At 75.1% G+C, this 10,565-nt stretch carries 11 protein-coding genes; 7 read left to right on the forward strand and 4 right to left on the reverse strand.

Features of this window, described 5'->3' with window-relative positions; all coding sequences use genetic code 11:
- Positions 1-79 precede the first annotated feature (79 nt).
- The 3 genes from ABD296_RS39060 (at position 80) to ABD296_RS39070 (ending at position 3,549) form a co-directional block, all read left to right on the forward strand.
- On the forward strand, positions 80-2,212 hold the full coding sequence (locus ABD296_RS39060; protein WP_344279706.1) for a DUF6077 domain-containing protein: 2,133 nt from the start codon (positions 80-82) through the stop codon (positions 2,210-2,212).
- Between the two features lie 69 nt (positions 2,213-2,281).
- Positions 2,282-2,995 (forward strand): hypothetical protein, encoded by a 714-nt coding sequence (locus ABD296_RS39065; protein ID WP_344279709.1) that lies wholly within the window; start codon positions 2,282-2,284, stop codon positions 2,993-2,995.
- 5 nt (positions 2,996-3,000) lie between these two features.
- On the forward strand, positions 3,001-3,549 hold the full coding sequence (locus ABD296_RS39070) for a hypothetical protein (protein WP_344279712.1): 549 nt from the start codon (positions 3,001-3,003) through the stop codon (positions 3,547-3,549).
- A 25-nt stretch (positions 3,550-3,574) separates the two neighbouring features.
- Here ABD296_RS39070 and ABD296_RS39075 read toward each other — a convergent pair whose 3' ends face one another.
- Positions 3,575-5,005 carry an alpha/beta fold hydrolase gene (locus ABD296_RS39075; RefSeq protein ID WP_344279715.1) on the reverse strand — a complete coding sequence of 477 codons (1,431 nt, stop codon included), beginning with the start codon at positions 5,003-5,005 and terminating at the stop codon, positions 3,575-3,577.
- Between the two features lie 98 nt (positions 5,006-5,103).
- Between ABD296_RS39075 and ABD296_RS39080 the strand changes: the two genes are divergently transcribed.
- From ABD296_RS39080 to ABD296_RS39095, 4 genes are all read left to right on the forward strand, one after another.
- Positions 5,104-6,513: an aldehyde dehydrogenase family protein gene (locus tag ABD296_RS39080; RefSeq protein WP_344279717.1), complete on the forward strand. Its 1,410-nt coding sequence runs from the start codon at positions 5,104-5,106 to the stop codon at positions 6,511-6,513.
- Between the two features lie 193 nt (positions 6,514-6,706).
- Positions 6,707-7,456, forward strand: coding sequence for a hypothetical protein (locus ABD296_RS39085; RefSeq protein ID WP_344279719.1), 750 nt, complete (start codon positions 6,707-6,709; stop codon positions 7,454-7,456).
- Between the two features lie 57 nt (positions 7,457-7,513).
- On the forward strand, positions 7,514-8,368 hold the full coding sequence (locus ABD296_RS39090) for a helix-turn-helix domain-containing protein (RefSeq protein ID WP_344279722.1): 855 nt from the start codon (positions 7,514-7,516) through the stop codon (positions 8,366-8,368).
- Between the two features lie 89 nt (positions 8,369-8,457).
- Positions 8,458-8,910, forward strand: a complete 453-nt coding sequence (locus ABD296_RS39095) for a YkvA family protein (protein WP_344279725.1) — start codon at positions 8,458-8,460, stop codon at positions 8,908-8,910.
- Here the strand turns inward: ABD296_RS39095 and ABD296_RS39100 are convergent.
- The 3 genes from ABD296_RS39100 to ABD296_RS39110 all read right to left on the reverse strand — a co-directional run.
- Positions 8,870-9,199, reverse strand: coding sequence for a DMT family transporter (locus tag ABD296_RS39100; RefSeq protein ID WP_344279727.1), 330 nt, complete (start codon positions 9,197-9,199; stop codon positions 8,870-8,872). The two genes, ABD296_RS39095 and ABD296_RS39100, sit on opposite strands and share 41 nt — an antisense overlap.
- A gap of 33 nt (positions 9,200-9,232) precedes the next feature.
- Positions 9,233-10,090: an LLM class flavin-dependent oxidoreductase gene (locus ABD296_RS39105; protein ID WP_344279731.1), complete on the reverse strand. Its 858-nt coding sequence runs from the start codon at positions 10,088-10,090 to the stop codon at positions 9,233-9,235.
- Between the two features lie 75 nt (positions 10,091-10,165).
- On the reverse strand, positions 10,166-10,565 hold a 400-nt coding region (locus ABD296_RS39110; protein ID WP_344279734.1), incomplete at its 5' end, for a helix-turn-helix domain-containing protein.

Here is a 10,565-nt window from a genome sequence, read left to right on the forward strand (position 1 = left end):
CGGGGGCGTGAACTCTTTCCGCCCCCGCGACGGACAGAACAGGGAAGGGCCGCACACCGGAACGTGCTCGGGGGACACATTGATCAGACTGAGGGTGCCCGTCTCCGGCGGGATCCACGGCGGCGCGCCGAGGGCGGGCCGGGCGGAACGCGGCCTGGACGCGGCCGTCGACGCCGCCGTCCTGCTGTTCGCGTTATGGACGTTGGTCTACCACCTCGGCCTGCTGATACGGCCGCCGACCTGGGTGTTGCTCGCCTGCTGGCTCGGTGCGGCCGCAGCGGTCGCCGCCGCGTACGCGTCGCGCGCGCTGCGGCACGGGGCCGCCCCCGAGCCGCCTTGCCCGGAGCCGCCCGCGCCGGGGCTCTCCGCTCCCCCGCGCGCTCTCGCTCTCACCGCCGTCATCACGGCTATCGCGGCGGGCACGAGCGTGGGACTGCACACCTCCGGCGCCCCGTGGTGGTGCGCCTGGGCGTTCGGCCTGGTCAGCGTGGCCACATCCGCCGCCTGCCTGCTGCGCCGCCGCTCCCCCGCCGGCGGAGCGGCGCCCGGTGACGCCCGGCCGGCCGAGCCGGACGGTCCCGCACCCGGCCGTCCCGAGGGGTCCGGAGCGGACGAGCCCGCGGCGGCCACCGCGCCCGCGAGCCGGTGGGGGACGCCGCTCGCGCTCGCCACCGCCGCCGGGTTCTCCGTCGCGTCGCTGTTCATCGTCAACTCCGACGGCGACGACGCCTACTTCGTCTCGCGGTCGGTCGCGACCGCCGCGATGGGACGCATCCCGTTCAAGGACGTCATCTTCACCTCGGGCAGGACCGGGCCAACCGCCGGGGAGCCGCCGGTCTCATCGATCGAGGTGCTCGCCGGGAGCCTCGCGCGGGTCGCCGGGATACCGGCGACCTCCTTCGTGTACTACCTGATGCTGCCGGTGGTCACCTTCATCGCGGTGTGGTCCGTGTGGCGGCTGGCCCGCGCGTGGGCACCGCGCCGCGCCCCGCTGTGCTTCGCCATCGCGGCGGTTTACCTGCTGTGGTCCGGGCTCGGCCCCGCGTCGCTCGGGTCGTTCCACCTCCTGCGGATGTGGCAGGGCAAGGCCGTGCTGGTGTCGGCGCTGGTCCCGCTGCTGTACGTGCACCTGACGCGCTGGGCCGAGCGGCGGTCGCGGCGGGACCTGGCGATGCTCGCCGCCTGCGGGATCGCCGGCACCGGGCTCACGTCCTCGTCCGCGTTCGTCCTGCCCCTGGTCGTCGGCGCCGCGGCCGTCCCGCTGGTCGCGTCGGGGCGGGTCCGCGACGGGCTGGCCGCCTGCGCCGCGCTGGCCTACCCCGTCGGCGCCGGCCTCGCGGTGACGCTGCTGCACCACGACACCACCGTCACCGGGTGGGTCGGCTCCGCCTCCGACGACTACCGGTGGGTGCTGCTCTCCGCCGCGCCGGGCGTCCTCGCGGGGTGCGCGCTGTGGCTGGCCCCCTGGACGGCGCGGCGCGGCGTCCCCGCGCTCATCGGCGCCGGTGTGGCCGCCGTGGTCACGCTCCTCCTCGTGCCGGGCATGCTCGGCCTCGCCGCGGACGTGACGGGGGCGGGACAGGTGCTCTGGCGGACGATGTGGGTCGTGCCCGCGCCCGTGCTGATCGGGCTGGTCGCCACGGTGCGCGTCCCCCTGCCGGCGGGCGTGCGGCGAGGGAGGGAGCGGGCGGTCGGCGTCCTCGCCGCCCTCCTGCCCGCCGCCGCGCTGGCGATCACGCTGGTCGCGGGCGGGACGCCGGTGTGGTCGGCGTCGAACGGCTCGGTCGTCGCGTCCCGGCCGTCCTGGAAGCTTCCCCCCGCGCAGGTGGGCACGGCCCGTGCGGTGGTGGCACTGGCACGTACCGGCGGCGTGGTGGTGATGCCGCGGGCGTACATGCGGGCGGTGCCGCTGCTCACGGCCCGCGTCCACGCGGCCGACCCCAACAGCCACTACCTCAGGAACCTGCCGGTGCCGGCGCGGTTCGTCGAGGACCGGCGCGTGCTGACGGCGGCGGTGCGCAGGCCGGGCGGCCGCAAGCCCGCGCTCCCCGAACTGCGGGGCGCCCTGCGCCGGGCCGGGGTCGCCGTCGCCTGCGCGCGGCCCCGCGACCGGCACGGGCTGGCGCTGCTGGAGCAGGCCGGTTTCGGGGGCCGCCGCCGGGTCGGCGATCTGATCTGCCTCTTTCCGAAACTAGGAGGCCGTACCCCTTAGGGCTGTTTCGACCGTGTCTGTCCGGGCATCGGCGCTGCATTCGATCCGACGCACGTTGGAGGACAGACAATGTCGACCGCCATCATGGTCGTCATCGCCGTGATCATCGTCGCCGCCGTCATCGCGGCCGCGTTCCTGGCCTGGAGGCAGGCGCGCACGCGGCGGCTGAAGCGGCGCTTCGGCCCCGAGTACGAGCGGGCCGTCCGGGAGCACGGCGGGCGTGCCGCCGCCGAGCGCGAGCTGCTCGGCCGCGAGCAGCGCCATGAGGAACTCGAACTGCGCGACCTCGACCCGCGCCGCCGCGAGCAGTACCGCGAGCAGTGGGTGCGCGTCCAGGAGCGCTTCGTCGACGCCCCCGAGTCGGCCGTCGAGCAGGCCGACGGCCTGGTCACCGTCGTGATGGGCGAGCGCGGCTACCCCACCCACGGGTTCGAGGAGAAGGCCGCCCACCTGTCGGTGGAGCACGGCCGGACGCTCGACCACTACCGGCGCGGCCACGACATCAGCGGGCGCGCCGCGGACAAGCAGGCCTCCACCGAGGAGCTGCGGCAGGCCATGGTGCACTACCGCGCGCTGTTCGAGGAGCTGCTGTCCGTCCCGGCCCAGCGCCCCGGCCCCGAGGCCACCGGTGAGGACGCGTCGCGCACCCCGGCGGCGCCCGAGCCGGAGGCCGCCCCGCACGAAGGCGCGGGACCGGCCCCCGAGGCGGGCGCCCGGGTGCCCGGCCCCCGCGAGGGCGACCGCGCGGGCGACCGCGACGACGAGCAGACCCCGAGGAGCTGAGCACGATGGAGCACAGGCGACCGGAGCAGGCGGCCTCCCCCGCCGGCCGCACGGCCGCAGACGAGCGGGCCCGCGCCGCCGGGACGGCCGACCCGGCCGTGGCCGGCGACACCCACGTCGCCGGGCCGCCGCCGAAGCCCTCGGAGGCGGCCGAGGACACCTCCCCCGACCCCCTCCCCGCGGCCGGGCTCGCCGAGGACGAGGTGGCCACCGGCTTCCCGACCCCCGGCACCGACGGCGCGCAGCCCGGCCTGCGGCCCACCGAGTCCCGCCTCGGCGGCGTCCCGGAGCGGCTGCTCGACCCGGCGGACGCCGAGCGGTTCCGGGAGCGCTGGCGCGACGTGCAGTCCGCCTTCGTCGACGACCCGACCGATTCGGTCCGCCAGGCCGACACGCTCGCGGCCGAGGTCGTCGACGCGCTGAGCAGCGCGGTCGCGGCGCACCGCCGCACCCTCTCCGAGGGCCTCGGCAAGCACGACGAGCCGGACACCGAGCGGCTCCGGCTCGCGCTGCGCGGGTACCGGGACCTCCTGGACCGGATCTTCGCGTCCTGACCCGGCCGGCGGCCGGGTCAGGCCGTCAGCCGTCGAGGAACCGGTAGACGGCCTCGCGGCCCCGCGTGCCGCGCTCGCGGTTCTGGATGGAATGGGACGCCCCCTTCACCACCACGAGCGCGCCGCGCGGGGCCCGGCCGAGTTCCTCGCGGGCCCATTCCAGCGGGGTGGACAGGTCGCGGTCGCCGTTGATCAGCAGGGTCGGCACGGCGGGGAGCCGGTCGTTGCGCGGTTCGGCGGTGTGCCGGGCCCAGGGCCAGTGCAGGCACTCCTGGATGAACCCGTTCCCGACGGCGGTGTCCGCGGTGAACGGCCAGGTGGCGCGGGCGGGCAGCGTCCGGCGGACGCGTTCCAGCGCGGGCTGGCGGCCCGCGACCGGCGCTTCGGAGGTGCCCCAGGGGAAGTGGCCGTCGCCGCAGACGGTGGCGATGTGGAGTCCGGAGCTGTAGTCGGCGACCGGGTCGCCGCCGGAGTTCATCATCCGCAGCAGCGCGTTCAACCGGGCCGGGTCGCCGTGCCTGGCCTGGTGGAGGGCGGTGACGACGTCGCCGGACCCGTCCGGCAGCCCGCCGCCCGGATTCGGGTTCCGGTAGGTGGGGTCGAAGAACTCGTAGCTGACGAGCATGTCCCAGATGAGGACGGGGTCGGGGCGGTGCCGGGCGAGCCAGGCCAGGTCCTCGGCGGGGTCGAACCCGCAGGCGGGCGCGGTCGTGCAGGCGTCGCGCAGGACGCGGGCCGTGGCGCGCAGCCCGGTGAGGTAGAGCAGGTCGTCGTGCTGCGGGTCGACGTGCGGCAGCACCGAGTCGAGCACCATCTTGTTCACGTTGCGCGGATGGGCGACGGCGTAGCTCGCCGCGGTCATCGTGCCGTAGGAGACGCCGTCGACCACCATCGTGCGGATGCCGAGGGCGCGGCGCAGCAGGTCGAGGTCGCCGACGGTCTGCTCGGTGGTGTAGTAGCTCCGCCGCTCGCCGAGGACACCGGCGCACTCGCCCACCGCGTCCGGGGTCGGCGGCTCGATGTCGCTGCTGCCGACCTCCGCCTGCAGCTTGGGGCAGTCGATGGCTCCGTACTCGCCGGTGCCCCGCTGGTCGATGGTGACGAACCGGTAGTTCTCGGCCAGTTCCGGAAGCCGCTCCTCGGCCATGCGGCGGATGTAGGGGACGCCGGGCTGCCCGGGCCCTCCGGTGAGAGAGAGCAGCACGCCCTTGGGCGCCCGGGCATTGTCGCCCGCGGCGACCTGGAGTTTCAGGGTTCCTTTGGACGGGTCCCGGTGGTCGAGCGGGACGGTCAGCATGGAGCAGGTGTAGCCCGGCTGGTCGGCGCAGGGATGAGGGTCTCCCAGCCTCGGCGCGTTGCCGGGGGCGGGCGCGCGGGTGGCGGCGGCCGCCGGCGCCCCGCCGGATGCGGCGAGGGCGAGCGCGAGGGCGAGCACCGCGGTGGGACGTGATCGCATGAGCTGATCATCCGCCGCCGGGCCTCCTCGTCAAGAGGGGGTCCGAGGGTGAATACTGAACGTCATTCGGTTAGACGCCCCCCGAGCGGAGGAGCACGGTGCCCGAGAACTTCGCGATGACCATCGACGGCGCGGCGGCGGACGCGCCCGCTACCTTCGGAGTGATCAACCCGGCGACCGGCGAGGTGGCCGAGCAGGCGCCCGACGCCTCCCGCGCGCAGCTGGACGCGGCGATGGCCGCCGCCCAGGCCGCCTACCCCGCGTGGCGCCGCGACGAGGCGGCCCGCCGCAAGGCGCTGCTGGCCGCGGCCGACGTCATGTTCGCCAGGTCGGAGGAGATCGGCCGCATCCTGACCCTGGAGCAGGGCAAGCCGCTCGCCGAGGGGACCATGGAGGTCGTCGGCGCCGGGGTGTGGCTGAAGTACTTCGCGGAGCTGGAACTGCCCCGCGAGGTCATCCAGGACGACGACCACGCCGTGGTCGAGGTCGTCCGCCGGCCGATGGGCGTCGTCGCGGCCATCACCCCGTGGAACTACCCGCTGCTGCTCGCGATCTGGAAGCTCGCGCCGGCGCTGCTGGCCGGCAACACGATGGTGCTCAAGCCGTCCCCGTTCACCCCGCTGTCGAGCCTGAAGCTCGGCGAGGTCCTGCGCGACGTGCTGCCGCCCGGCGTGCTCAACGTGGTGACCGGCGGCGACGAGCTGGGCGCCTGGATGACCGCGCACGACGTCCCGCGCAAGATCAGCTTCACCGGCAGCGTGGCCACCGGCAAGCGGGTCGCCGCGGCGGCGGCGCCCGACCTCAAGCGGGTCACGCTGGAGCTCGGCGGCAACGACCCGGCGATCCTGCTGGACGACGCCGACCCGGCGGCGGTCGCGGCCAAGGTGTTCGGCGGGGCGTTCCAGAACAACGGCCAGGTCTGCTCGGCGATCAAGCGGGTGTACGTGCCGGAGGCGCTGTACGGCGACGTCGTCGACGCGCTCGCCGAGCAGGCGAAGGCCGTCAAGGTCGGCAACGGCCTGGAGGAGGGCGTCCAGTACGGGCCCATCAACAACAGGCCGCAGTTCGAGCGGGTCGGCGAGCTGGTCGCCGACGCCCTGGCCGGCGGCGCCCGCGCGGCGGCCGGCGGCAGGCCGATCGACGGTCCGGGCTACTTCTTCGAGCCGACGATCCTCGCCGACGTCTCCGACGGGACCCGGATCGTGGACGAGGAGCAGTTCGGGCCCGCGCTGCCGGTCATCAAGTACACCGACCTGGACGACGCGCTCGCCCGCGCGAACGGCACCCACTTCGGGCTGTCGGGCTCGGTGTGGAGCGCCGACGCCGACCGCGCCGCCGAGGTCGCGGCGCAGCTGGAGTGCGGCACCGCATGGGTGAACACCCACCTCGCGCTCGCGCCGCACCAGCCGTTCGGCGGCTTCAAGTGGAGCGGCGTCGGCGTCGAGAACGGCCCATGGGGCCTGTACGGCTTCACGGAGATGCAGGTGATCCACCGCTCGAAGCACTGAGCGTGCGGCGTGGAGAGGCCGGCCGGACGGGCCGGCCCCTCCCTATCGCCTCCGCCTTCGATCGACATGTGCGGTAAGTCACGACTTCGAGTCCGGAAAGTGACATCACCACTACTGGCGGTCCGCTGCCGGAATGGGACACTTTCTGAGCGGGGGCCGTGGGAACCGCACCTGCCGACCGTGGAGGGGCCGGATGCAGACATGGGACGTCATGCGCCAGGACGACCTCGGCAACCAGTTCCATGTGGCCGCGCACGACTCGCGGGTCTCCGCGCTCGCGCAGGTCCTGGGGATGGAGAGCGGGGTCCGGCACAAGCAGGCCTACTGGGTGCAGGGGCCGCCAGGCCCGGCCGTCCGGACCAACCGCGACCTGTACCTGATCTTCCTGCAGCTCGGGCAGGAGGCGCGGGCGGCTTCCTGGTCGCTGTCGGCGTTCCTGCGGGCGCTGTGGAAGGTGTCCGCTCCGCTGCGTGACAACGAGCGGCTCGAACCCGACGACGTCGCGGCGATGTTCGCCGCCGCGTCCACCACCCCGCCCGCCGAGTTCGACCCGGCGTGGAGCGCCAAGGACCTGTCGCTGCCCGGCGACGAGCCGGAAGGGTACGCCGACTGGGAGCGGGTCGTGCTGTCCCAGCTCGCCGACCTGGAGGAGTTCCTCGTCAGCCCGCCGGGCCCGCAGGCGCGGTTCGGCGTCGACGCGCCGCGCCCGCCCGGTTCGGGGGCCCGCGCCACCCCGGCCCGCTGGTACAACTTCGACCCGGCGACCTACCTGGAATGCGCGGTCGCCGGAAGCCTCGGCGGCTGGGACGCGGCGGACGGCGCGCGGGTGCCGCTGCCCACCGCCGCCGGTGAGCCGCCGGCCCGCTCCTACGTCCGCGAGATCACCGAGATGAGCTGGGGCGACCTGGCGCGGATCGCGGTGTGCGGGCAGATGTACGAGTGAGCCGCCCGCCCGCCTGACCGCGGCGTTCTGTCGGCGGCCGGTGGTAGGACTGGGTGCATGGACGGCAGGCCTGTCGAGATCCGCGACCGCGGCGGCTGGCTGGAGGCGAGCGGGCGCCCGCACAGCGCGCTGCGCCCGTTCCTGCGCGCCTACCAGGGGTACTGGGAGCCGGAGGCCGTCCCGTCCCGGATGCGCACGCTCCCGACCCGCAGCGCCGTCGTCATCGTCAACCTCGGCCCGCCGATGCGGCTGGAGGTGCCGGGCCCCGGCGCCGCCGCCGAGCTGAGGTCGTTCGCCGCCGGGATGCACGACGGGCACGGCGCCTACAGCACGCCGGGCGGGCAGCACGGCGTGCAGCTCGACCTCAGCCCGCTCGGCGCGTACACGCTCCTCGGCGTCCCGATGGCCCGGATCACCAACGCCGCCGTCGAGCTGCCCGACCTGCTCGGGCCGGCGGCGTCGGCGCTGGTGGAGCGGCTCGCCGCGACGCCGTCCTGGGCGGACCGGTTCGATCTGCTGGACGCCTTCCTGCTGCGCCGCCTCGAGATCGGCCCCGAGCCGGACCCGGAGGTGGCCCGGGCCTGGCGGCTGCTGCGGGGCAGCGACGGCGCCGTCGGCGTCCTGCGGCTCGCCGAGGACGTCGCCTACGGCCGCCGGCACCTCACCCAGCGGTTCACCGAGCAGGCCGGGCTGCCGCCCAAGGTGATGGCCCGCGTGCTGCGCTTCCAGCGCGCCGTCGAGCTGCTGTCGCGCCACGGTCTCGGCCTGGCCGACGCCGCCGCCCTCAGCGGCTACTACGACCAGGCGCACCTGAACCGGGAGTTCCGCGCGCTGTCGGGGTGCACGCCGTCCGAACTGCTCGGCGGGCAGCTGGAGCAGCAGCGCGTCACCACCGCCGCCGAGCCCGCCTGACCGGAGCCCCGACCGGGACGCCGGCCGGCCGGGCGCATGGAACGGGCCTGAGCGGCAATACCGCAGGCGACTCCCCCCGGAGGTGCACGATGGCCTGGCTCGGAGTGGTCCTGCTCGTCGCGGGCGGCGCCACCGTCCTCACCGCCGACGGGCGCCTCGGCGGCGTCGACCTCACCCTCGCGGGCGCCGTCGCGCTCGCCGTCGGCGCGTTCCTGCTGGTCGTGGCGATCCTGAGGCTGCGCCGGCGGCGCCGCTCCGGCCCGATGGCCGCGGGCGCGCAGGCGTACTACCGGACGTCCACCGGCAAGATCGTCGCGATGGTCGTCGCCGTGGTGTACATCGTGTCGCCGATCGATCTCATCCCGGACGTGTTCCTGCCGGTCGGCATCGTGGACGACGCCACCGCGCTCACCTGGCTGCTGTTCGCGCTCGGCCAGGAGTACACCCGCCGCTCGCGCGCGCGGCGCGCGGTCACCGCCGGGCCGGAGCGCGCGCCGGAGCCTAGCCCCGGCTCACTCCCCCGCCGAGGTTCATCACGATGACGCCCAGCACGATGATCACCGCGCCGGCGATCGTCTGGGGCTTGATCTGCTCGTCGAACAGGAGCACGCCGCCGGCGAACGCCCCGATGGTGCCGAGCGCGGACCAGATCGCGTAGACCGGCCCGACGTTCAGCGAGGTGAGCGCCTTGGCCATGAACACGAACGAGATCAGGTACCCGGCGACCACCAGGACCGACGGGCCGAGCCTGCTCATCCCCTCCGAGGCGCGCATCGCCAGCGTGGCGGTGACCTCGAACGCGATCGCGAAGGCCAGCAGGACGTACGGCATCGCAGGAGTCTAAGGGACGCCTTCCCGGTCCCTTCAGGCGGCCTGCGCGGCGATCGCCTCGAACACCTTCATGTCGGCGTCCCACGGCGTGCCCGGACGCGGCCAGTGCAGCGCGATCTCGGTGACGCCGAGCTCGGCGTACCGGCCCGCGAGGTCGGCGAACGCCTCCGGCGAGGCCAGCCACGGCTCGTCGGTGAACCCGGTCAGCAGGACGCGGTCGTCCAGCTCGCGGCCTTCGGCCTCGCATGCCTTGCCGAGCGCTTCCAGGCGCTCGCGGACCACGTCCTGCGGCGCACGGCCCTCGGCGCGCCCGCTGGTCACCCAGCCGGAGCCGTGCCGGGCGGCCAGCCGCATGCCGCGCGGGCCGTTGCCGGCGATCACGAACGGGACGCGCGGCCGCTGCACGCAGCCGGGCTCCGAGACCACCTCGCGCGCGGTGTAGAACGCTCCCTCGGAGGTCGTCTCGGGGCCGCGCAGCACCCGGTCGAGCAGCTCGACCCATTCGCCGAACCGGTCCGCGCGCTCGCCGGACGTCCAGTCGCCGCCGAGGACGCCGGCGTCGGAGTCGCGGTTGGTGCCGCCGGAGCCGATCCCGATGGTGAGCCGGCCGCCGCTCACGTGGTCGATGGTCTTGATGGCGTGCGCGGTCGGCACCGGGTGCCGGAAGTTCGGCGAGGTGACGAGGGTGCCGAGCCGGACCCGCGAGGTGACCGCCGCCGCGGCGGCCATCGTCGTGTACGCGTCGTACCAGGGCGTCGTCCCGCGCCAGGCCAGGTGGTCGTACACCCAGGCGTGGTGGAACCCCAGCTCCTCGGCGCGCCGCCACAGGTCCCCGGCCTCCGGCCATGACTGCATCGGCCACATCACCGTGCTGATCCGCGGTGCGGTCACTGCTCCCCCGTTCTCGTCCGGGACGCCCCGCCCCGGGGCGCCGCCCCCATCCCATCATCCGGGCCGGACATCCGGTCACGCGCGGGCGGCGGCGAGCCACCGGTGCAGCGCCCACCACCAGTGCGCCGTCCCCGCCACCGCCGCCCCCGCGGCCGGATCGGCCAGCGGACGGCCGGTCAGCTCCTGGAACCGCCGTATCCGGTACTTCACCGTGTTGCCGTGGACGTGCAGCGCGGCGGCCGCCGGCTCGATCCGGCCGCCGTGGTCGAGGTAGGCCAGCGCCGTCTCGGCGAGCCCGCGGTGGAACGGGTCGTCGGGGTCGAGGCCGCCGAGCAGCCGGTGCGCCAGCAGCCCGCCGAGCTCCGGCTCCGCCTCGGTCACGGTGAGCAGCGCGAGGTCGGCCAGTTCGCGCAGCCCGGTGAGGCCCGCGGCGGTCCCGGCCCGCAGCGCGCGGCGGCCCAGCCCGTACAGCGGC

The organism is Actinomadura napierensis, assembly GCF_039529375.1.
GTDB lineage: Bacteria > Actinomycetota > Actinomycetes > Streptosporangiales > Streptosporangiaceae > Spirillospora > Spirillospora napierensis.

Coding starts and splice junctions, on each gene's coding strand:
- ABD296_RS39075 (WP_344279715.1), bottom strand. CDS start 5,005: ATGCGATCACGTCCCACCGCGGTGCTCGCCCTCGCGCTCGCCCTCGCC.
- ABD296_RS39090 (WP_344279722.1), top strand. CDS start 7,514: ATGGACGGCAGGCCTGTCGAGATCCGCGACCGCGGCGGCTGGCTGGAG.
- ABD296_RS39095 (WP_344279725.1), top strand. CDS start 8,458: ATGGCCTGGCTCGGAGTGGTCCTGCTCGTCGCGGGCGGCGCCACCGTC.
- ABD296_RS39085 (WP_344279719.1), top strand. CDS start 6,707: ATGCAGACATGGGACGTCATGCGCCAGGACGACCTCGGCAACCAGTTC.
- ABD296_RS39070 (WP_344279712.1), top strand. CDS start 3,001: ATGGAGCACAGGCGACCGGAGCAGGCGGCCTCCCCCGCCGGCCGCACG.
- ABD296_RS39100 (WP_344279727.1), bottom strand. CDS start 9,199: ATGCCGTACGTCCTGCTGGCCTTCGCGATCGCGTTCGAGGTCACCGCC.
- ABD296_RS39065 (WP_344279709.1), top strand. CDS start 2,282: ATGTCGACCGCCATCATGGTCGTCATCGCCGTGATCATCGTCGCCGCC.